Below are 21,274 nucleotides of genomic sequence, written 5' to 3' on the forward strand. Positions count from 1 at the left end.
GTACGCCTCGACCGCCTCCTGCATAGTCATGGGGTACCGCTGGGAGAAGGGGTCGGAGTGCCGGAACAGGACGTCACCGTCGGGCAGTTGCTGCTCGCCGAGTACGAGAGCGTGAAGAGCGAGCAGAGGGCGAGGATCGGGTTCCGGGACAACCTCCTCTACGTGACACTCGCGGTCGTGGCGGCCGTGATCGCCGCGACGGCCCAGGCGAAGCAGCCGTCGATGCTGCTGGCGCTGCCGCCGGTGTGCGTCGTCCTCGGATGGACCTACCTCGTCAACGACGAGAAGATCTCCGCGATCGGGCTCTACGTCCGGGACGACCTGGGCCCCCGGTTGGCCGCCCTCGCGGCGCACGGGGCCGGTTTCACGACGTTCGGGTGGGAGGCGTACCACCGGGGCGACACCCGGCGCCGGTCCCGCAAGGCGATACAGACCGTGATCGACCTGACGGCGTTCTGCGCGGTACCGCTGGCCGCGCTGATCGTCTTCTGGTCCAACGGGGACGTCGGAGGCCTGCTCGTCTGGCTCTCGGCGCTGGAGGTGCTCGCGGTGGCGGGGCTCGCCTCGCAGGTGGTGCGGTACGCGAGGGCGGCGTGAGCGTGGGCAGGGGACTGCTGCGGCCGGCCCGCTACCGGCCCCGCACCCACCGGTAGACCAACTCCGGCCGCCCCACCTGCCCGTACTGCGGACTCCGCCCCGCCCGCCCCGCGTCCACCAGGTGTTCCAGGTAACGCCGGGCCGTGATGCGGGAGATGCCCACCGCCTCGGCCACCCCGGCCGCCGTCAGGCCCTCGTCGGAGCCGCGCAGGGCGCCCGTGACGCGTTCCAGGGTCGGTCCGCTCAGGCCCTTCGGCAGGGCGGCCGGGCCGGGGGCGCGGAGGGTGGCCAGGGCGCGGTCGACCTCGTCCTGGCCGCTCGCCTCGCCGGCCGTGCCGCGGAACTCCGCGTACCGCACCAGCCGGTCCCGCAGGGTGGCGAAGGTGAACGGCTTCAGCACGTACTGGACGACGCCCAGGGACACGCCCTCCCGCACGACCGTCAGGTCCCGCGCCGACGTCACCGCTATCACGTCGGTGTGATGCCCGGCCGCCCGCAGCGAACGGGCCAGCTGCAGCCCGTGCACGTCCGGCAGGTGCAGGTCCAGCAGGAGCAGGTCCACCGGCGTACGGTCCAGCATGCGCCGCGCCTCCGCCCCGGTGTGCGCCCTGCCGACGGCCGTGAACCCGGGGACCCGGCCGACGTACATCACGTGCGCGTCGGCGGCGACCGGGTCGTCCTCGACGACCAGGACCCGGATGGGCTGCTCCTCGGTCATGCGGAGCCTCCCGAGTCAGGTCTGCCCGCGACGGGTCCGGAGGGCACCGCCGGGCCGGGCCGCCGCGCGGCGTGCGATCCCGCGGGTGGCGTCGTGGGGCCGGGGCCCTGACCGCTGTACGAGGCCCGCGCGTCGGCGACGGTGCGCGCGAGAACCGGATGCGTGGTCATGCGACGCCTCCCGAGTCCGGTCTGCCGGCCACGCCGGCCGGTGTCGCCGTGCCGCTCCCGGCACCGCCCAGCGGCAGCCGCGCCTCGAAGCGGGCGCCGCCGCCCTCGGCCCCCGTGACCGTGAGGGTGCCGCCGTGCCGCCGTACCGCCTGGCGGACCAGGGCCAGGCCCAGGCCCCGGCCGCCCTCACCGGACGGCTTCGTGGAGAAGCCCCGCTGGAAGACCAGGTCGGCATGGGCGGGGTCGACCCCGGCCCCCGTGTCCGACACCCGCATCACCAGCTCGGAACCGTCCCCCGCCGCCTCGGTGTACGCCGCCACCGTCACCCGCGAGGGCACCGCGCCCTGCGCCGCGTCCACCGCGTTGTCCACCAGGTTGCCCAGGATCGTCACCAGGTCCCTGGCGGGCAGCGACGGCGGCAGCAGACCGTCGTCCAGCCGGCTCTCCCGTGCCACCACCAGCTCCACTCCCCGCTCGTTCGCCTGCGCCGTCTTGCCCAGCAGCAGCGCCGCCAGCACCGGCTCGCCGACCGCCGCCACCACCTGGTCGGTGAGCGCCTGCGCCAGCTCCAGCTCGGCCGTCGCGAACTCCACGGCCTCCTCCGCGCGCCCCAGCTCGATCAGCGAGACGACCGTGTGCAGCCGGTTCGCGGCCTCGTGCGCCTGCGAGCGCAACGCCTGCGTGAACCCGCGCTCGGAGTCCAGCTCGCCCGTCAGCGACTGCAGCTCGGTCACGTCCCGCAGTGTCACCACCGTGCCCCGCCGCTCACCGCCGGAGACCGGCGAGGTGTTGACGACCAGCACCCGCTCGGCCGCCAGGTGCACCTCGTCCACCCGGGGCTCCGACGCCAGCAGCGCCCCCGTCAGCTGCGCCGGCAGCCCCAGGTCCGCCACCGAGGCGCCCACCACGTCACCGGTCACGCCCAGCAGCTCCCGTCCACCGTCGTTGATCAGCGCGACCCGGTACTGCCCGTCCAGCATCAGCAGCCCCTCGCGCACCGCGTGCAGCGCGGCCTGATGGTAGTCGTGCATCCGGCTCAGCTCGTCCGCGTTCATGCCGTGCGTGTGCCGGCGCAGCCGCGCGTTGATCACGTACGTGCCGACCGCGCCGAGCAGCAGCGCCCCGGCCGCCACCCCCGTCAGGGCGGTGAGCTGCTCCTGCGCCCGCTTGCTGATCTCCTCGACCTTGATCCCGGCGCTGACCAGTCCGACCACCCGGTCCCCGTCCAGGACCGGTGTGACCGCCCGCACCGAGGGCCCGAGCGTGCCCGTGTAGGTCTCCGTGAAGGTCTCGCCCCGCTGCGCGCGCTCGATGTGCCCCTGGAAGGGGTGGCCGATTTGCGCCGGGTCCGGATGGGTCCAGCGGATGCCGTACGGATCCATGATCGTCACGAAGTCCACGTCGGTGTCCCGCATGACCCGCACCGCGTACGGCTGGAGCCGCGCCGTCGGATCCGGCGTGCCGATCGCCGCCACCACGGACGGCGAGTCCGCGATGGCCAGCGACACCGCCCTGGCCTGCCGCCCCGCCGCGTCCTGCGCCTGCCCCCGGTCGCTGATCCAGCTGAACAGCGCGTACCCGACCACGACGACCGCTATCAGCACGGCCTGCATGGCGAAGAGCTGCCCGGCCAGGCTTCGGGGTCTCGGGACGTGGAGGCGCATGCCGTCAGTCTCCCTCCTGGCCGGATTGTGAACTCAATGAACGCAAGGGTGACCGCCCTCACACGCCGGGAGATAGTCACCGCATCCCCGATACAAACCCCCGGACGTGAGCCGCACGCCGGTGATGCCGACGACGTCGTCAAGGAGGGCCGCCGTGACCAGCAAAGCCGCTACGGCACCTGCCGCACCCAAAGCCAAGCGGGACCGCACGCACTATCTCTACATCGCGGTGATCATCGCGGTCGCCCTCGGTATCGCGGTGGGTCTGATCGCTCCGGACTTCGCCACCGAGCTGAAGCCCCTGGGCACCGGCTTCGTGAACCTGATCAAGATGATGATCTCGCCGATCATCTTCTGCACGATCGTGCTGGGCATCGGATCGGTGCGCAAGGCCGCCAAGGTCGGCGCGGTCGGCGGGATCGCCCTGGTCTACTTCCTGGTGATGTCGCTGGTGGCGCTCGCCATCGGCCTGATCGTCGGCAACATCCTGGACCCGGGCACGGGTCTCGCGGTCACCGACGCCGTGAAGGAGACCGGCCAGGCGCAGGTCGACGCGGAGGCCAAGGGCACCGTCGACTTCCTGATGGGCATCATCCCGACCACCATCGTCTCCGCGTTCACCGCCGGCGAGGTCCTGCAGACCCTGCTGATCGCCCTGCTGTGCGGCTTCGCCCTGCAGGCCATGGGGTCCGCCGGGCAGCCCGTCCTGCGCGGCATCGAGCACATCCAGCGCCTCGTCTTCCGCGTCCTGGCCATGATCATGTGGGCCGCCCCGGTCGGTGCCTTCGGCGCCATCGCGGCCGTCACCGGATCGGCCGGCGTCGACGCGCTGAAGAGCCTGGCCGTGCTGATGCTCGGCTTCTACGTGACCTGCTTCCTCTTCCTCTTCCTGGTGCTGGGCGCGATGCTGCGCCTGGTCGCCGGCGTGAACGTCCTCTCGCTCTTCAAGTACCTGGGCCGCGAGTTCCTGCTGATCCTGTCCACCTCCTCCTCGGAGTCGGCGCTGCCGCGCCTGATCGCCAAGATGGAGCACCTGGGCGTCAGCAAGCCGGTGGTCGGCATCACCGTCCCGACCGGCTACTCCTTCAACCTCGACGGCACCATGATCTACATGACCATGGCCTCGCTGTTCATCGCCGATGCCATGGGTACGCCGATGTCCATCGGCGAGCAGATCCCGCTGCTCCTCTTCCTGCTGGTGGCCTCCAAGGGCGCCGCCGGTGTCTCGGGCGCCGGTCTCGCCACGCTGGCCGGCGGCCTGTCCTCCCACAAGCCCGCCCTGGTGGACGGCATCGGCCTGATCGTCGGCATCGACCGCTTCATGAGCGAGGCCCGCGCCCTGACCAACTTCGGCGGCAACGCGGTGGCCACGGTCCTGATCGGCACCTGGACCAAGGAGATCGACAAGGAGCGGGTCAGCGAGGTGCTCGCCGGGCGGGCCCCCTTCGACGAGAAGACCCTGCTGGACGACCACCACGGCGCCGACGACGCCGACGACGCACCGGACCTGCCCGAGCAGGGCGGCGAGAAGGAGCTGGCGCGGGCCTGACCCCGAGGCCCGGCCCGCACGCTCCGGGCGGCTGAGGTGCTCCCCCCGTTGCTCAGCCGCCCGGTCCCTTCCAGAAGCCGTTCGGTCCCCCTCCCGCAAGAGGCCCCGCGTCCCCCGGCGCCGGGCCTCTTGCCTTGACGTCCGGGTCAACGCCTACGTTCGTGCCATGCGAATCGGCGAGCTGGCCGCACGGGCCGGGACCACGACGCGGACGCTGCGGTACTACGAGTCGCGGGGGCTGCTGCCCGCGCGGCGCACCGGCAACGGGTACCGGACGTACGACGAGGACGACCTGAGGCTGCTGCGGCAGATCAGGACGCTCCAGGACTTCGGGTTCGACCTGGAGGAGACCCGCCCGTTCGTGGAGTGCCTGCGCGCCGGACACCCCGAGGGCGACTCGTGCCCGGCGTCGCTGGTGGTCTACCGGCGCAAGCTGGCGCAGCTGGACGCGCTGATCGAGGAGCTCACGTCGGTGCGGGCGCAGGTGGGCGCGCAGCTGGCGCGGGCCGAGGCGGCGGTTCCGGGGGGTCCGGAGCCCAAGTGCGAACTGGGAGGACACGCATGACGAGCAGCGGGGTGCCCGAGGTGACGGACGCGGAGTTCGACAGCGAGGTGCTGGGCAGCGAGCTGCCCGTGCTGGTGGAGTTCACCGCGGACTGGTGCCCGCCGTGCCGGCAGATGGCGCCGGTGCTCCGCGCCCTGGCCGAGGAGGAGGGCGAGCGGCTGCGCGTGGTGCAGCTGAACGTGGACCGGAATCCGGCGACGACGAACGCGTACAAGGTGCTGTCGATGCCGACCTTCATGGTGTTCCGCGGGGGTGAGCCGGTGAAGTCGATGGTGGGCTCCCGGCCCAAGCGGCGGCTGCTGGCGGAGCTGGCCGACGTGCTCTGACCGGGCCCCGACACGCACACGGCACGAAAAATCCCCCGAGCAATTGCGCTCGGGGGATTTCTCTGCGTATATTCGGGGATTCGTGACTTCAAGGAAATGAGGTCATGAAGAAGTTCAGTGAGCACAGTATATCCGGGCGGGAGTGGAATTGTCAAACACCGAATTTCCGGACGATGAATTGCGGCACGAGCAGGAATTCGTCGACGGACTCTACGCGCGCGTGGACGCGCTGCGCGGCGACACCGAGGTCTCGGTCACGGACGCACTCGCGCAGGGCAACACCCCCCAGCAGGCCAGGCTGGAGCGGGACATCCTGGTGGCCGAGCGCTCCGGGCTGCTCGCCGCGCTCAACGCGGTGGACGGCTCCCTCTGCTTCGGCCGGATTGACCTCGCCTCCGGGGACGTCCACCACATCGGCCGTATCGGGCTGCGCGCCGACGACGCCGAGCGCACGCCGGTCCTGATCGACTGGCGGGCCGACGTCGCCCGCCCCTTCTACCTGGCGACCGGCCACACCCCGATGGGCCTGCGCCGCCGCCGGCACCTCGCCACCGAGGGCCGCCGGGTCGCCGCCCTGCACGACGAGATCCTGGACCTCGGCGACGAGACGCGGACCGGTCACGAGGACCCGTCCGGCGACGCCGTACTGCTCGCGGCGCTGAACTCCGCGCGCACCGGCCGCATGGGCGACATCGTGCAGACCATCCAGGCCGACCAGGACCGCATCATCCGCGCTCCGCACCGGGGCGTGCTGGTCGTCGAGGGCGGCCCCGGCACCGGCAAGACCGCCGTCGCCCTGCACCGGGCGGCCTACCTGCTCTACGAGCACCGCGAACTGCTCGCCAAGCGCGCCGTCCTCATCGTCGGACCCAACCCCGCCTTCCTCGGCTACATCGGCGAGGTGCTGCCCTCCCTGGGCGAGACCGGCGTCCTGCTGTCGACGGTCGGCGAGCTGTACCCGGGCGTGCGGGCCACGGCGACGGACACCCCTCGGGCGGCGGCGGTGAAGGGCCGCGCGGACATGGCCGACGTGCTCGCCGAGGTGGTCCGGGACCGGCAGGCGCTGCCCGACCCGGTGATCGCGATCGAGCACGACCGCGAGATCCTGATGCTCGACGACGACCTGGTGAACGTCGCCCGTGAGCGCACCCGCGCCGCGCGGCTGCCGCACAACGCGGCCCGCGAGCACTTCGAGGGCCACATCCTCAACACCCTCACCGACATGGTCGCCGAACGCATCGGCACCGACCCCTACGACGGCTCCAACCTCCTCGACCCCAGCGACATCACCCAGATCCGCGACGAACTCGCCGAGAACCCCGAGGTCTGGTCGGCCATCGACCAGCTGTGGCCGCGCCTGACCCCGCGCCGCCTGGTCGCCGACTTCCTCGCCGCTCCCGAGCCGTTCCTGTCCGCCGAGGACGCGGCCGCCGTCCGCCGCCCGGTCACCCGGCACTGGACCGTCGCCGACGTGCCGCTGCTGGACGAGGCCGCCGAACTGCTCGGCGTGGACGACCGGGTGGCCCGCTCCCGCGCCGAGCGCGAGCGGGCGGAGCAGATCGCCTACGCGCAGGGCGTGCTGGACGTGTCGTACGCGTCCCGGACCTACGAGTTCGAGGACAAGCACGAGGACGACGCCGAGGTCCTGTCCGCGCACGACATCATCGACGCCGAACGGTTCGCCGAGCGCCAGGAGGAGGACGACCACCGCAGCGCCGCCGAACGCGCGGCGGCCGACCGCACCTGGGCGTTCGGGCACATCATCGTCGACGAGGCGCAGGAGCTGTCGCCGATGGCGTGGCGGCTGCTGATGCGGCGCTGCCCGACCCGCTCGATGACCCTGGTCGGCGACCCGGCGCAGACCGCGGAGGCGGCCGGTGTCGGTTCCTGGTCGAAGATCCTCGACCCCTACGTCGAGGACCGCTGGGAGCACACCCGGCTGGGCGTCAACTACCGCACCCCGGCCGAGATCATGGACGTGGCGGCGGCCGTCGTCCGGGCCGAGGACCCGGAGTTCGCGCCGCCGAGTTCGGTGCGCTCCACGGGCGTACGCCCCTGGGTCCGCGCCACCGGGGACCTCCCGGCCGCCGTCGCCGAGGCCGTCCGGGAGCTGACCCCCGAGGAGGGGCGCCTCGCCGTCATCGCCCCGCGCGAGCTGCACCGGGTCCTGGCCGCCCGGCTGGACGGCGTGACGCCGGGCGCCGAGCCGGACCTGACGCGGACGGTCGTCCTGCTCGACCCGCGCCAGTCCAAGGGGCTGGAGTTCGACTCCGTCCTGGTCGTCGAGCCGGGCAGCTACGGCACCAGCGACCTCTACGTGGCCCTCACCCGCGCCACTCAGCGGCTCGGCGTCCTGCACACCGGGCCGCTGCCGAAGGGGCTGGTGGACGCGGCCGGGTAGCGGCCGGGACCCGCCCGACGCACCGGGGCGGGAGGCCTGCCCGTCACCCTCCCGCCGTCACGCCGGACGCAGCCACACCGTCGCCAGGGGCGGCAGGGTCAGCCGCACGCTCGCCGGCCGGCCGTGCCAGCCCTGCGGCTCCGGCTTGACCGGGTCCGGGTTGCCCACGTCGCCGCCGCCGTAGCGCGCGGCGTCGGTGTTGAGCACCTCGTGCCAGGCGGGGATGTCGTCCGGGACGCCGAGGCGGTAGTCGGCGCGGACGACCGGGGCGAAGTTCGACACGGCGAGCAGCGGGGTGCCGTCGGCGTCCAGCCGCAGGAACGCGAGCACGTTGTCCTCGGCGGCGTCCCCGACCACCCAGGCGAACCCGGACGGGTGGGTGTCGAGCCGCCACAGCGCGGGTGTGGTCCGGTAGACGGTGTTCAGGTCCCGCACCAGGTCCCGCACGCCCCGGTGGTCCGCCGCCGCCCCGTACTCCGGGTCGAGGAGCCACCAGTCGGGGCCGTGCGCCTCGGACCACTCGGCGCCCTGCGCGAACTCCTGCCCCATGAAGAGCAGTTGCTTGCCGGGGTGGGCCCACATGAAGGCCAGGTACGCCCGCTCGTTGGCGCGCTGCTGCCACCAGTCGCCGGGCATCTTCGACACCAGCGACCGCTTGCCGTGCACCACCTCGTCGTGGGATATCGGCAGCACGTAGTTCTCGCTGTAGGCGTACACCATGGAGAAGGTCATCTCCCCGTGGTGGTACCTGCGGTGCACCGGCTCGTGGCCCATGTACTGGAGCGAGTCGTGCATCCAGCCCATGTTCCACTTCAGCCCGAACCCGAGCCCGCCGAAGCCGCTCGGCCCCTTGTGGTGGGTGGCCCGGGTGACCCCGTCCCAGGCCGTCGACTCCTCGGCGACGGTCACGACGCCCGGCACCCGCCGGTACACGGTGGCGTTCATCTCCTGGAGGAAGGCCACCGCGTCCAAGTTCTCGCGGCCGCCGCGCTCGTTGGGCGTCCACTGCCCCGGCTCGCGCGAGTAGTCCAGGTAGAGCATCGAGGCGACCGCGTCGACCCGCAGCCCGTCGATGTGGAACTCCTCGCACCAGTACACGGCGTTGGCGACGAGGAAGTTGCGCACCTCGCGCCGCCCGAAGTCGAACTCCAGCGTCCCCCAGTCCGGGTGCGCGGCCCGCAGCGGGTCGGAGTGCTCGTACAGCGGGCGCCCGTCGAACTCGGCCAGCGCCCAGTCGTCGCGCGGGAAGTGCGCCGGCACCCAGTCCATCAGGACACCGATGCCGGCCTGGTGCAGCCGGTCGACCAGGTACTTGAAGTCGTCGGGGTCGCCGAGGCGGGAGGTGGGCGCGTAGAAGCCGGTGACCTGGTAGCCCCAGGAACCGCCGAAGGGGTGCTCGGCGACCGGCATCAGCTCGACGTGCGTGAAGCCGAGGTCGGCGACGTACGCGGGGAGCTGTTCGGCGAGTTCGCGGTACGTCAGTCCCGGCCGCCAGGAGGCCAGGTGGACCTCGTACACCGACATGGGCGCCTCGTGCGCGGGCGCGTCGGCGCGGCGGGCCAGCCACTCCGCGTCGCCCCAGGTGTAGTGCGAGGCGTGGACGACGGACGAGGTGGCCGGCGGGACCTCCGTGGCGCGGGCCAGCGGATCGGCGCGGAAGGTGCGCGAGCCGTCGGCGCGGGTGATCTCGAACTTGTACAGCTCGCCCGCGCCGACGCCGGGCAGGAACAGCTCCCACACGCCGGTGGCGCCGAGGGACCGCATGGGGTGGCCGGTGCCGTCCCAGAAGTTGAAGCCGCCGGCCACCCGGACCCCGCGCGCGTTCGGCGCCCACACCGTGAAGCGGGTGCCCGCGACGCCGTCGTGGGTCATCGGGTGCGCGCCCAGCGCCCGCCACAGCTGCTCGTGCCGGCCCTCGCCGATCAGGTGCAGGTCCAGCTCGCCCAGCGTGGGCAGGAAGCGGTACGGGTCCTCGACCTCCTGCGCCGTGTCCTCGTACGCCACGCGCAGCCGGTGCAGGGGGACCTCCCGCAGCGGCAGCAGCCCGGAGAAGAAGCCGTCCCCGTCGTTGTGCAGCTCGACGCGCAGGTCGCCGGAGAGCACGGTCACCTCGCGGGCGTACGGCCGCAGGGTCCGGAAGGCGACCCCGCCGGGCACCCGGTGGGCGCCGAGCACGGAGTGGGGGTCGTGGTGCGTGCCGGCCAGCAGCCGCTCCCGGTCGACGGCGTCCAGGGAGGGGGAGACGGCGATCTCGGCGGCGGGAGCGGTGACCTTCCGGGCGGATGGCTTCTTGGCGGCGGGTTTCCTGGCGGCGGCCTTCTTCGTCACGGCCTTCTTCGCCACCGCCTTCTTCGTGGCGCTCTTCTTCGTCGCGGTCTTCTTCACGCCGGTCTTCGCCGTCCCGGCCCCCTCGGTCGTCTTGGCCGTCTTCTTCGAGGGCGTCTTCTTCGCGGCGGCCTGCTTGTCGGTCGTCTTCTTCGCGGCCGCCTGCTTGGCGGCCGTCTTCTTCGGGTCGGGACCGCTGGACGAGGGGCGGGGGGTCACGGGTGGAGCCTCCTGGGCGAGTGGGAGCAACAGCGGGGGCGTCAGGCCGGTTCGGGTGCCGAAAGGCGGCGGACCGCGGCCAGCGGCACCGGGAGCCAGTCGGGACGGTGCCGGGCCTCGTACAGGACCTCGTAGACCGCTTTGTCGGTCTCGTAGGCGCGCAGCAGCACCGGATCGGTGCGCGGGTCGCCGCCGCCGGCCTCCGCGTACCCGGTGCAGTAGGCCGCCCGGCAGCCCGCGGCCCACCCCGGTACCGGGGCCTCGGCCGAGTGCGCCGCGTAGTCGAAGGAGCGCAGCATCCCGGCGACGTCCCGCACCGTCGGCTGCGGCAGCCGACGCTCGGCCAGCGGTTTCGCGGGCTCCCCCTCGAAGTCGATCAGCGACCACTGTCCGGTGGGCGAGCGCAGGCACTGGCCGAGGTGCAGATCGCCGTGGACGCGCTGCGCGGTCCAGGTGCGGCCCTCGGCCGCCAGGTCGCCCAGCGCGGTGAAGGTGGTGCGCAGGGCGGGCGCGTACGGCCGCAGCGAGGGCACCGCGCGTGCGGCATCCTCCAGCCGCGTGATCATGCCGTCGGCGAGCTGCCGCACCTGGGCGTGGCCGAGGGTGACGGTCGGCAGCGCCCGGGCCAGGGCGGTGTGCACCTCGGCGGTGGCCCGGCCGAGCGCCCGCGCCTCGGCGGCGAAGTCCTCGCCCTTGGCCAGTTCGCGCAGCGCCAGCTCCCAGCCGTCGGTCGCGCCCTGCAGGTACGGCTGGAGCACCCCCAGCACCCAGGTCCGGCCGTCCAGGTCGGCCGTCATCCAGCCCGCCGGCGCGGGAACCCGGGCGCTGCCCTCGCGGGCCAGCGCAAGCGGCAGCTCCAGGTCGGGGTTGACGCCGGGCAGGATCCGGCGCAGCACCTTGAGAATGAACGTATCTCCAAACACGACCGACGAGTTCGACTGCTCGGCGGTCATCAGCCGTGGCACCAGGCCGGCGCGTATCTCGCGGTCCCCCTCCCGCTCGAAGCGGAGCCCGCCGATACGGGCCCCGGTGCGCATGGCCTCCAGGAGCACCTCGGCGGGCCGGGTGTCGTACAGGGCGTCGTAGGCGGTGCGCCCGGCCGTCGGGCCCTCGGTCACGTGTCCGATCAGCGCGGGCGCCAGCCGGGGCGGCAGCGCCTCGCGCGTGCCTATGAGCAGCTGGTAGCAGTCGCCGGGTTCCTCGGGCGCGCCCGCGGCCGGGACGGACTGCTGGTGGGCACGGACCAGGACGTGGTGGAGGCCGAGACGGGAGTCGGCGGGGAGCAGGTCGGTGGCGGCGACCAGCGAGAAGCCGGTGACCGGGCGCCCCTTGCCGGCGAACCAGCGCTGCCGTGGCAGCCAGTCCCGCAGAAGTGGATCAAGAGACGCTAGGAGGCCCGGCGGGCTCGTGACGGTGCGTGTGACGGCTTCCGGCATGGCGTAGCGTCCTTTCCCCGGATCGTCGGGGTGTTACTGATGCGTGCCCCGGGCGGGGCGGTGGAAACCGTCCCGCCCGGGGGCTCGGTCAGACGGCGTCCTTGCGGAGCCGGAACCAGTAGAAGCCGTGGCCCCCGAGGGTCAGCAGGTACGGCAGGTCGCCGACCGCGGGGAAGCGGACTCCGCCGAACAGCTCGACCGGGTGGCGTCCCCCGAAGGCGCTGAGGTCGAGTTCGGTGGGCTGCGCGAACCGCGAGAAGTTGTGGACGCACAGCACCAGGTCGTCCTCGTACTCCCGCAGGAAGGCGAGTACCGCGGGGTTGGAGGAGGGCAGTTCCGTGTAGGTGCCCAGGCCGAAGGCCGGGTTCTGCTTGCGGATCTCGATCATGCGCCGGGTCCAGTGCAGCAGCGACGAGGGCGAGGCCATGGACGCCTCGACGTTCGTCACCTGGTAGCCGTGGACCGGGTCCATGATCGTCGGCAGGAACAGCCGTCCCGGGTCGCACGACGAGAAGCCGGCGTTGCGGTCCGGGGTCCACTGCATCGGGGTGCGCACGGCGTCGCGGTCGCCGAGCCAGATGTTGTCGCCCATGCCGATCTCGTCGCCGTAGTAGAGGATCGGCGAGCCGGGCAGGGAGAGCAGCAGCGCGGTGAACAGCTCGATCTGGTCGCGGTCGTTGTCGAGGAGCGGGGCCAGGCGGCGGCGGATGCCGATGTTGGCGCGCATCCGCGGGTCCTTGGCGTACTCCGCGTACATGTAGTCGCGCTCCTCGTCGGTGACCATCTCCAGGGTCAGCTCGTCGTGGTTGCGCAGGAAGATGCCCCACTGGCAGCCCGACGGGATGGCCGGGGTCTTGGCGAGGATCTCGGAGACCGGGTAGCGCGACTCTCTTCTGACCGCCATGAAGATGCGCGGCATGACCGGGAAGTGGAACGCCATGTGGCACTCGTCGCCGCCCGCGGAGTAGTCGCCGAAGTAGTCGACCACGTCCTCGGGCCACTGGTTGGCCTCGGCCAGCACCACCGTGTCCGGGTACTGCGCGTCGATCTCCTTGCGCACCCGCTTCAGGAACTCGTGGGTACGCGGCAGGTTCTCGCAGTTGGTGCCCTCCTCCGCGTACAGGTACGGCACCGCGTCCAGCCGGAACCCGTCGATGCCCAGGTCCAGCCAGAACTTCAGCCCTGAGATCATCTCCTCCTGCACGGCCGGGTTCTCGTAGTTGAGGTCCGGCTGGTGGGAGAAGAACCGGTGCCAGAAGTACTGCTTGCGCACCGGGTCGTAGGTCCAGTTCGACGCCTCGGTGTCGACGAAGATGATGCGGGCGTCCGCGTACTGGGTGTCGTCGTCGGCCCAGACGTAGTAGTCGCCGTAGGGGCCGTCGGGGTTCTTGCGGGACTCCTGGAACCACGGGTGCTGGTCGCTGGTGTGGTTCATGACGAAGTCGATGATGACGCGCATGCCGCGCTGGTGGGCGGCGTCGACGAACTCCACGAAGTCGGCGAGGTCACCGAACTCGGGGAGCACCGCGGTGTAGTCCGAGACGTCGTAGCCGCCGTCGCGCAGCGGGGACTTGAAGAAGGGCGGGAGCCAGAGGCAGTCCACGCCCAGCCATTGCAGGTAGTCCAGCTTGGCGGTCAGGCCCTTGAGGTCGCCGACGCCGTCGCCGTTGCTGTCCTGGAAGGAGCGGACGAGGACCTCGTAGAAGACGGCTCGCTTGAACCAGTCCGGGTCGCGGTCCTTGGCCGGGGTGTCCTCGAAGGTGTCCGGCACGGGCTCGTTGACGATCATATGGTGGGTGACCCTCCGATCTGCGGGTGGGACGGTCGCAGAACCGTGCAGACGTGGGCGGGCGAACGGCCCGGCTCCAGGCGCACATAGTTGGCCCTGCCCCAGTGGTAGGTCTCGCCGGTCAGCTCGTCGCGCACCGGCACCGACTCGTGCCAGTCCAGGCCGAGTTGCGGCATGTCCAACGAGACCGTGGCCTCCTGGGTGTGGTGGGGGTCGAGGTTGGCGACCACCAGAACCGTGTTCGAGCCCTGCCGCTTCGAGTAGGCGATCACCTCCTCCTTGTCCGTGGGATGGAAGTGCAGATCGCGCAGTTGGTGGAGTGCCGGGTTCGCACGCCGGATGGTGTTGAGCTTGGTGATGAGGGGGGCGATGGTGCGGCCCTCGCGGGCGGCGGCGGCCCAGTCGCGGGGTTTGAGCTGGTACTTCTCGGAGTCGAGGTATTCCTCGCTGCCCTCGCGCAGGGGGGTGTGCTCGCACAGTTCGTAGCCGCTGTAGATGCCCCAGGTGGGGGAGAGGGTGGCGGCGAGGACGGCGCGGACCTCGAAGGCGGGGCGGCCGCCGGTCTGGAGGTAGGCGTGCAGGATGTCGGGGGTGTTGGCGAAGAAGTTGGGCCGCATGTAGGAGGCGGCGTCCCCCGTCAGTTCGGTGAGGTACTCGGTCAGTTCCTGCTTGGTGTTGCGCCAGGTGAAGTAGGTGTAGGACTGCTGGAAGCCGATCTGGGCGAGGGTGTGCATCATCGCGGGGCGGGTGAAGGCCTCGGCCAGGAAGATGACGTCGGGGTCGGCGCGGTTGATCTCGCCGATGACGCGTTCCCAGAACACGACGGGTTTGGTGTGGGGGTTGTCGACGCGGAAGATGCGCACCCCGTGGTCCATCCACAGCCGCAGGACGCGGACCGTCTCGGTGATCAGGCCGTCGAGGTCGGCGTCGAAGGCGACGGGGTAGATGTCCTGGTACTTCTTGGGCGGGTTCTCGGCGTAGGCGATGGTGCCGTCGGGGCGGTGGTGGAACCAGTCGGGGTGTTTGTGGACCCAGGGGTGGTCGGGGGAGCACTGGAGGGCGAGGTCGAGGGCGACTTCGAGGCCGTGCTGGGCGGCGGTGCGTACGAAGTGGTCGAAGTCGTCGAGGGTGCCCAGGGCGGGGTGGATGCTGTCGTGGCCGCCTTCGGGGGAGCCGATGGCCCAGGGGACGCCGACGTCGTCGGGGGTGGCGGAGAGGGTGTTGTTGCGGCCCTTGCGGTGGGTGGTGCCGATGGGGTGGACGGGTGGGAGGTAGACGACGTCGAAGCCCATCGCGGCGATGGCGGGCAGCCGGCGGGCGGCGGTGCGGAAGGTGCCGTGGGGCTGTTCGGGGGTGCCCTCGGAGCGGGGGAAGAACTCGTACCAGGCGCCGTACAGGGCGCGTTCGCGTTCGACCAGCAGGGGCAGCGGGTCGGAGGAGGTGACCAGTTCCCGCAGCGGATGGCGGGCCAGCACCGCGTCCACCTCCGGCGTCAACGCCGCCGCCAGCCGGGTGGCGGCCGGCCGGGACTCGTCCCGCAGCGCCTCGACGGCGGCCAGCAGCACCCGCCGGTCCTCGGACCCGGGCACGTCGGCGGCGGCGCGTTCGTACAGCCGGACGCCCTCGTCGAGGACCAGGTCGGTGTCCATCCCGGCCGGGATCTTGATGCGCGCGTGGTGCCGCCAGGTGGAGACCGGATCGCCCCATGCCTCCACGGTGTACGACCACGTGCCGGGCTCGCCCGCGGTGACCCTCGCCCCCCAGCGGTCGGTGCCGGGCGCCAGCTCCCGCATCGGTGTCCAGGGCCCCGGCCGGCCCCGCGGATCTCTGAGGACGACGTTGGCGGCGACCGCGTCGTGGCCCTCGCGGAACACGGTGGCGGAGACCTCGAAGGACTCGCCGGTGACGGCCTTGGCGGGCCGGCGTCCCTGCCGGACGACCGGGCGGACGTCCAGGACGGGGATGCGTCCGACGGAGGTGGTCCGGTCCGCGCCGGTGCTGTCCGGCTCGGTCGGTGACGAGTGGTGCGTGGCGGGCATGACCGCTCCTGTCCGCGTCAACATGGGTGGGCGGATGACTCTGGGGAGGTGGGTCCTGCGGGTTCGTGCGGGGCGTACCGCAGGAGCCTTCCCACACTCTTCTGGTGGGCAATCCGGCACTTTGTTAACTACTCGTGCGTATGTCGACATACATGACGCGCCGACACGCACGACGGGCCTGTCCCCACGCCTTCCCGGATGCCGTTGCCGCAATCAGCGCCTTCGCGACATGTGCAGCCTTTCGCGCGGGAGCGAAGTGCCACAAGAAGGCCGACAGGAGGAGATCCGGCCATATCGGCGGGCCGGTCCGCATTAGCCCGTCCGGCGTTTCCCGGCGCGGCCGTTCAGGCCGAATCGGAGGCCCACGGGCGAAGCCCCCACCGACGGACACATCGCCCCGGTAACGTCGTGGGGGTGAAGGCGATCCGTCGACTGACCGTCCGTCCCGTTCTCCCCGACCCCCTCCGGCCGCTCAGTGACCTGGCCCGCAATCTGCGCTGGTCCTGGCACCCGGAGACCCGTGACCTCTTCCAGTCCGTCGACCCCGCGTGCTGGGCCTCGTCCGGCCGCGACCCGGTGAGACTGCTCGGCACCGTGCCGCCCGCGCGCCTCGCGGAGCTGGCCGAGGACCGGCGCTTCCTGCGCCGGCTGACCTCGGTGGCCGACGACCTCGACCACTACATGACCGGCGACCGCTGGTACCAGGCCCAGTCCGGCCGACTGCCCGCCGCCGTCGCCTACTTCTCGCCCGAGTTCGGCATCACCGCCGCCCTGCCCCAGTACTCCGGGGGGCTCGGCATCCTGGCCGGTGACCACCTCAAGGCGGCCAGCGACCTGGGCGTGCCGCTCATCGGCGTCGGCCTGCTCTACCGGCACGGCTACTTCCGGCAGTCCCTCTCCCGGGACGGCTGGCAGCAGGAGCACTACCCCGTCCTCGACCCCCACGAACTGCCCCTCGCCCTCCTCAAGGAGCCCGACGGCACCCCCGCCCACGTCGCCCTCGCCCTGCCCGGCGGCCGGGAGCTGCGCGCGCGCATCTGGCTGGCCCAGGTCGGCCGGGTGCCCCTGCTGCTCCTCGACTCGGACGTCGAGGAGAACGACCTCGGCGAACGGGGCGTCACCGACCGGCTCTACGGCGGCGGCAGCGAGCACCGGCTCCTCCAGGAGATGCTGCTCGGCATAGGAGGTGTCCGGGCGGTGCGCACGTACTGCCGGCTCACCGGCCACGCCGGTCCCGAGGTGTTCCACACCAACGAGGGCCACGCCGGCTTCCTGGGTCTTGAACGCATTGCCGAACTCTGCGACGAAGGCCTTGAGTTCGGCTCGGCGCTGGAGGCGGTGCGGGCCGGGACCGTGTTCACCACCCACACCCCCGTGCCGGCCGGCATCGACCGCTTCGACCGCGAGCTGGTCGCCCGCCACTTCGGCCCCGACTCCGAACTGCCGCGCATCGACGTGGAGCGCATCCTGCGGCTCGGCATGGAGACCTACCCAGGCGGCGAGCCCAACCTGTTCAACATGGCCGTGATGGGCCTCAGGCTGGCCCAGCGGGCCAACGGCGTCTCCCTGCTGCACGGCGGTGTCAGCCGCTCCATGTTCGCCGGACTCTGGCCCGGATTCGACGCCGACGAAGTGCCGATCACCTCCGTGACCAACGGCGTGCACGCCCCGACCTGGGTGGCGCCCGAGGTGTTCCGGCTCGGTGCCCGGCAGATCGGCGCGCAGCGGGCCGAGGACGCGATGGCCGTCGGCGGCTCGGACCGCTGGGACTCGGTCGCCGACATCCCCGACCAGGACATCTGGGAGCTGCGCCGCACCCTGCGCGAGCAGTTGGTCGAGGAGGTGCGGGAGCGGCTGCGCGCCTCCTGGCGGCAGCGCGGCGCCGGGACCGCCGAGCTGGGCTGGATCGACGACGTCCTCGACCCGGACGTGCTCACCATCGGCTTCGCGCGGCGCGTCCCGTCGTACAAGCGGCTGACGCTGATGCTGCGCGACCGCGACCGGCTGATGGACCTGCTGCTCCACCCCGAGCGGCCGATCCAGATCGTCGTCGCCGGCAAGGCGCACCCGGCCGACGACGGCGGCAAGCGGCTGGTCCAGGAACTGGTGCGGTTCGCGGACGACCCGCGCGTGCGGCACCGCATCGTGTTCCTGCCCGACTACGGCATGGCGATGGCGCAGAAGCTCTACCCGGGCTGCGACATCTGGCTGAACAACCCCCTGCGGCCCCTGGAGGCGTGCGGCACCTCCGGCATGAAGGCGGCGCTCAACGGCTGCCTCAACCTGTCGGTCCTCGACGGCTGGTGGGACGAGTGGTTCCAGCCCGACTTCGGCTGGGCGATCCCCACCGCCGACGGCGCGGGTACCGACCCGGACCGGCGCGACGCCATAGAGGCCGCCGCCCTCTACGACCTGCTGGAGCAGCGGGTGACCCCCCGCTTCTACGAGCGGGCCGCGAGCGGGCTGCCGGACCGGTGGATCGAGATGGTCCGGCGGACCCTCAGCCTGCTCGGGCCGAAGGTGCTGGCCGGCCGCATGGTCCGCGAGTACGTCGAGCGGCTCTACGCCCCGGCCGCCGAGGCCCACCGCGCGATGGACCCGGACTCCGCCCGCGGCCTCGCCGAGTGGAAGACCCGGGTACGGGCCGCCTGGTCCGGCGTGAGCGTCGACCACGTGGAGACGGGCTCCACCACCGCGCTGGCGGAGCTGGGCTCGACGCTCGGGCTACGGGTGCGGGTGAAGCTGGGCGATCTCGCGCCGGAGGACGTCGAGGTGCAGGCGGTCTCCGGGCGGGTGGACTCCGAGGACCGGATCACCGACGCGTCGAAGGTGCCGCTGAAGCCGGTGGGCGGGCCCGACCTGGAGGGCCGCTGGGTGTACGAGGGCCCCCTGGCCCTGGACCGCACCGGCCCGTTCGGCTACACGGTCCGCGTGCTGCCCGCGCACCGACTGCTGGCCTCCGGCGCGGAGACGGGGCTCGTGGCGGTGCCGTCCGACGACCTGGCCCAGGCGGCGGGTCTGCTGATGAGGTGAGCCCCGGCGGCCGGGCGGCGGCGGCCGGGCAGGGCGTTCAGTCCTCCTCGTCGCCGCCGCTCAGCCGACGCAGCACGCTGCCGCACCGCCGGGCGTAGGCGTGCTGGAAGGCGCGGGCGGCCGGGCCGCCGGCCTTGGCGTACCACTTGGCGGGCCGGCTGAAGGCGCTCACGGTCAGCCACACGGTGCCGTCACCCGTGCGGTCCACCACGAAGGCCTCCTCGCCGGACTCGGGGTGACCGGGCAGCGTGCCGTAGGCCCAGCCGGCCCGGCGGGGTTCGTCCAGGGTCCACACCACCCGGCAGGGCGCCTTGATCATCCCGGCGAGGGTGACGGTGACGTCGACGCCCGGCGCGGCACGTTCCGCGCTCGCGTCGATGCCGACGCCCATCTCCCGGTGCATCTGCCAGGTGAGTACGGCCTCCACGGCCCGCTGGAACACCGGTTCGCCCTCACCGAGGCGGGTGCGTACGTGCATATGGCGGAAGCCGGGCGGGCAGTGGCCCTGCTCGCGGGTGGCGCCGACGTCGTCGTACGTGAAGGACATGGGCACCAAGACTAGGACGGCACCCGGGAACCGCTGGTCCCGGGTGCCGTCCGCCGCGTGTTGGGACGGGGTCAGCTCACGTTGATCGCGGTCCAGGCCGCGCCCACCGTCTTGTACTCGGTGCTGTCCGCGCCGTACAGGTCGGACGCCGCGCTCAGGGTGGCCGTGCGGGCCGCCTTGTAGTTCGTCGTCGACGTCATGTACGTGGTCAGCGCCTTGTACCAGATCTGCAGCGCCTTCTCGCGGCCGATGCCGGTGACGGTGGAGCCGTCGGAGGTCGGGGAGTCGTACTGGACCCCGTCGACCGTGCGCGCCCCGCTGCCCTCGGCCAGCAGGAAGAAGAAGTGGTTGGCCGGGCCCGAGGAGTAGTGCACGTCGACGCCGCCGAGGCCGGAGGACCAGTAGTCCTTGGACGCGCCGTCCTTGCTGGGCTTGTCCATGTAGCGCAGCGGGGTGCCGTCGCCGTTGATGTCGATCTTCTCGCCGATGAGGTAGTCGCCCTTGTCGGCGGAGTTCTTCGCGAAGTACTCCACTCCGGTGCCGAAGACGTCGCTGGTCGCCTCGTTGAGGCCGCCGGACTCGCCGCTGTAGTTGAGGCCCGCGGTGTTGGAGGTGACGCCGTGGCTCATCTCGTGCCCGGCGACGTCCAGCGAGGTGAGCGGGTTGGTGTTGCCCGTGCCGTCGCCGTAGGTCATGCAGAAGCAGGCGTCGGACCAGAAGGCGTTGACGTAGTTGTTGCCGTAGTGGACGCGGGAGTAGGCCGCCTTGCCGTCGTTCTTGATGCCGCTGCGCCCGAAGGTGTCCTTGTAGAAGTCCCACGTGGTCTGCGCGCCGTAGGCGGCGTCGACGGCGGCGGTCTGGTCCTGGGCGTCCGCGGAGGCGGTGCCGGTGCCCCACGCGTCGTCCGCGTCGGTGAACAGGGTGCCGGTGCCGGACGTGCCGCGGGCCAGGTTGTACGTCTTGTGGCCGCCGCGTCCGGTGTCGTACAGCTGGTAGGACGAGCCCGACTTGGTGGTGCCGAGGGTCACCTCACCCGAGTACAGGCTCTTGCCGGAGCCGGTCTCGATGCCCTGGTACTCGTAGAGCTTGGCGCCGGTGGCGGCGTCGGTGATCACGTGCAGCTCGTTCGGGGTGCCGTCGTCCTGGAGGCCGCCGACCACGGTCTCGTAGGCGAGGACCGGCTTGCCGGTGGCCGCCCAGACCACCTTGCGGGGCGCGGAGTCGGCCGCCGCCTTCGACGACCCGGCGTCCTTGGCCGCGGACAGCGCCTGGGCCTCGGCCCTGGCCGCGTCGACCTTCGGCGTCACGGTGGCGACCTTGACGGCGGCCTTCGTCGCTCTGGTCACGCCCTCGGCCGCGCCGGACTCCGAGCGGTGCACCACGAGGTCGCCGCCGAGGACGGGCAGTCCGTCGTAGGTGCGCTCGTAGCGGGTGTGCACGGTGCCGTCGCGGTCCTTGACCACGTCCTTGACGACCAGCTTCTCCTTGGCGCCGAGGCCTATCTCGCGTGCGGTGCCGGCCGCGCCGGCCTGCTGCTCCTGGATGAGCGCGGTGCGGGCGGTGTCCGACAGCAGGAGGGGCGCGCCCGGGAGGGCCGGGCTCGCGGTGGCGCTGCCCGCGCCCAGTGCGGTGCTGAGCAGTGCGCCGGCGGCGACCGCGGTGGCGAGGGCGAGTGTGGTGCGCTTGTGGCGCGCGAAGTGGGGGGACACACAGACTCCTTCGGTGGGGGATCCGGTCGGCGTGGGGTGTCCGGCCGGAGTTGACTGCGAAGTTGTGCGGTGGATCACCGAAGACTGACACCGAGGGCGCGTACATGTCAGGGGGGTCGAATGATGTTGGCCGAAAGTTGACGGCCGGGTGAATGTTGCGGGCGTGTGAACCCGCGTGACCTCGGCA

14 protein-coding genes are annotated in these 21,274 nt (G+C 72.0%); 6 read left to right on the top strand and 8 right to left on the bottom strand.

Translation table 11 applies throughout. The features are described from left to right. Window positions 1-57: 57 nt before the first annotated feature. A complete protein-coding gene (locus tag ACGF3J_RS08010; RefSeq protein WP_393853634.1) occupies window positions 58-597 on the top strand; it encodes a hypothetical protein in 540 nt (179 codons plus the stop codon). A 31-nt stretch (window positions 598-628) separates the two neighbouring features. Here the strand turns inward: ACGF3J_RS08010 and ACGF3J_RS08015 are convergent, their stop codons facing one another. Both ACGF3J_RS08015 and ACGF3J_RS08020 read right to left on the bottom strand, forming a co-directional pair. Next, window positions 629-1,315 (bottom strand): response regulator, encoded by a 687-nt coding sequence (locus tag ACGF3J_RS08015; RefSeq protein WP_393853635.1) that lies wholly within the window; start codon window positions 1,313-1,315, stop codon window positions 629-631. A gap of 166 nt (window positions 1,316-1,481) precedes the next feature. Continuing rightward, window positions 1,482-3,149: an ATP-binding protein gene (locus ACGF3J_RS08020; protein WP_393853636.1), complete on the bottom strand. Its 1,668-nt coding sequence runs from the start codon at window positions 3,147-3,149 to the stop codon at window positions 1,482-1,484. A 154-nt stretch (window positions 3,150-3,303) separates the two neighbouring features. Here ACGF3J_RS08020 and ACGF3J_RS08025 point away from each other — a divergent pair, with 154 nt between their 5' ends. The 4 genes from ACGF3J_RS08025 to ACGF3J_RS08040 all read left to right on the top strand — a co-directional run bounded on the left by ACGF3J_RS08025 (window position 3,304) and on the right by ACGF3J_RS08040 (window position 7,990). Next, complete coding sequence (locus ACGF3J_RS08025; RefSeq protein ID WP_393853637.1) at window positions 3,304-4,698, top strand: cation:dicarboxylate symporter family transporter; 1,395 nt, start codon at window positions 3,304-3,306, stop codon at window positions 4,696-4,698. A gap of 166 nt (window positions 4,699-4,864) precedes the next feature. Then, window positions 4,865-5,263, top strand: coding sequence for a MerR family transcriptional regulator (locus tag ACGF3J_RS08030; protein WP_122616302.1), 399 nt, complete (start codon window positions 4,865-4,867; stop codon window positions 5,261-5,263). Between the two features lie 11 nt (window positions 5,264-5,274). Continuing rightward, entirely contained in the window at window positions 5,275-5,589 is a 315-nt protein-coding gene (locus ACGF3J_RS08035; protein WP_161326099.1) for a thioredoxin domain-containing protein, read from the top strand. Window positions 5,590-5,737: 148 nt separating this feature from the next. After that, window positions 5,738-7,990, top strand: a complete 2,253-nt coding sequence (locus ACGF3J_RS08040; RefSeq protein ID WP_393853638.1) for a HelD family protein — start codon at window positions 5,738-5,740, stop codon at window positions 7,988-7,990. A 57-nt stretch (window positions 7,991-8,047) separates the two neighbouring features. Here ACGF3J_RS08040 and glgB read toward each other — a convergent pair whose 3' ends face one another. The 4 genes from glgB to ACGF3J_RS08060 all read right to left on the bottom strand — a co-directional run bounded on the left by glgB (window position 8,048) and on the right by ACGF3J_RS08060 (window position 15,798). Next, entirely contained in the window at window positions 8,048-10,534 is a 2,487-nt protein-coding gene (glgB, locus tag ACGF3J_RS08045) for a 1,4-alpha-glucan branching enzyme (protein ID WP_393853639.1), read from the bottom strand. 41 nt (window positions 10,535-10,575) lie between these two features. Then, complete coding sequence (locus tag ACGF3J_RS08050) at window positions 10,576-11,970, bottom strand: maltokinase (RefSeq protein ID WP_393853640.1); 1,395 nt, start codon at window positions 11,968-11,970, stop codon at window positions 10,576-10,578. Window positions 11,971-12,058: 88 nt separating this feature from the next. Then, on the bottom strand, window positions 12,059-13,759 hold the full coding sequence (gene treS, locus ACGF3J_RS08055) for a maltose alpha-D-glucosyltransferase (protein ID WP_384502989.1): 1,701 nt from the start codon (window positions 13,757-13,759) through the stop codon (window positions 12,059-12,061). Beyond that, entirely contained in the window at window positions 13,756-15,798 is a 2,043-nt protein-coding gene (locus ACGF3J_RS08060) for an alpha-1,4-glucan--maltose-1-phosphate maltosyltransferase (protein ID WP_393853641.1), read from the bottom strand. The genes treS and ACGF3J_RS08060 overlap by 4 nt, the downstream gene beginning before the upstream one ends. A gap of 414 nt (window positions 15,799-16,212) precedes the next feature. Between ACGF3J_RS08060 and ACGF3J_RS08065 the strand changes: the two genes are divergently transcribed. Continuing rightward, window positions 16,213-18,831, top strand: a complete 2,619-nt coding sequence (locus ACGF3J_RS08065; RefSeq protein WP_393853642.1) for a glycosyltransferase family 1 protein — start codon at window positions 16,213-16,215, stop codon at window positions 18,829-18,831. Window positions 18,832-18,868: 37 nt separating this feature from the next. On the opposite strand, the gene ACGF3J_RS08070 is transcribed toward ACGF3J_RS08065, so the two are convergent. Both ACGF3J_RS08070 and ACGF3J_RS08075 read right to left on the bottom strand, forming a co-directional pair. Further along, the gene (locus ACGF3J_RS08070) at window positions 18,869-19,378 is read right to left on the bottom strand and encodes a DUF1990 family protein (RefSeq protein WP_161328042.1); all 510 of its coding nucleotides are present in this window, start codon (window positions 19,376-19,378) and stop codon (window positions 18,869-18,871) included. A 71-nt stretch (window positions 19,379-19,449) separates the two neighbouring features. Next, a complete protein-coding gene (locus tag ACGF3J_RS08075; RefSeq protein WP_393853643.1) occupies window positions 19,450-21,087 on the bottom strand; it encodes a M4 family metallopeptidase in 1,638 nt (545 codons plus the stop codon). Window positions 21,088-21,274: the final 187 nt, after the last annotated feature.

The organism is Streptomyces sp. NPDC048171, assembly GCF_043202655.1.
Lineage (GTDB): Bacteria > Actinomycetota > Actinomycetes > Streptomycetales > Streptomycetaceae > Streptomyces.